Source organism: Cupriavidus sp. 10L43_2 (assembly GCF_056395265.1).
Map to the genome: position 1 here is coordinate 1 of NZ_JBFTJE010000049.1, position 1,020 is coordinate 1,020.

Consider the following 1,020-nt stretch of genomic DNA (forward strand, 5'->3'; position numbering starts at 1 on the left):
CTTTATCGCCTACTTCATCGGCCATATCCGGGACAAAGTTCCATTTTACATCTTATATTACATTCATATCATCAGTGCGGCGATTGCCGTCAACTTCAGCCTTGTTCTGAAAAAAGACTGGTTTTTGACGCAAATCCCGTTTATCGTCATTACTCTGATCAGTGCCATCCTGCTCCCGCTCAGCATTCGAAGCAGAAAGGCACGAGAGCGCCTCGAGGAGAAATTAGAATATGCAAATGAACGAATCGCGGATCTTGTGAAGCTGGAAGAAAGGCAGCGCATCGCCCGGGACCTTCACGATACACTTGGACAAAAGCTCTCCTTAATCGGACTGAAAAGCGACCTTGCCCGGAAGTTGATTTACAAGGACCCTGAACAGGCCCGCACCGAGCTGAAAAGTGTTCAACAGACGGCCCGCACCTCCTTAAATGAGGTCAGACAAATTGTCTCGTCGATGAAAGGCATCCGATTGAAGGATGAGCTCGGCAATGTTCGGCAAATTCTTGAAGCGGCAGGAATTGAATTTGTGTATGAAGAAAAAGAAGCGCCAAAACATATCTCTCTGCTGAACGAAAACATCGTCAGCATGTGCATTAAAGAAGCCGTCACCAATGTCGTGAAACACAGCGGCGCCAAAGTATGCCGCATCACCATTCAGCAGCTTTGGAAAGAGGTTGTCATTACGGTAGAAGACGACGGCAGCTTTCAATGCAGAGAAGACCGTTTTTTTTCACAGGGAAACGGCCTGCTTGGAATGAGAGAACGGCTTGAATTCGCGAATGGCAGTTTAGCCATCGATACAGCTGCCGGAACAAAGCTGACCATGAGAATCCCAAATGATTCAAAATCAAAAGAAAAGGATGGTAGCAGATGATCAACATCTTCATTGCCGAGGATCAGCAAATGCTGCTTGGCGCACTCGGTTCGCTGTTGAATTTAGAAGAGGATATGACGGTTGTCGGCCAAGGCACAAGCGGCCAGGATGCCATCGATTTCGTGGAAAAACACGCTCCTGACATC

The 1,020-nt window shown here is 47.6% G+C and carries 1 protein-coding gene; it reads left to right on the forward strand.

The genetic code is table 11. The features are described 5' to 3' along the window. Positions 1 to 874 (forward strand): sensor histidine kinase (locus AC1DEL_RS27545; protein ID WP_477159246.1); only part of this gene is annotated, 874 nt, incomplete at its 5' end. Positions 875 to 1,020: the final 146 nt, after the last annotated feature.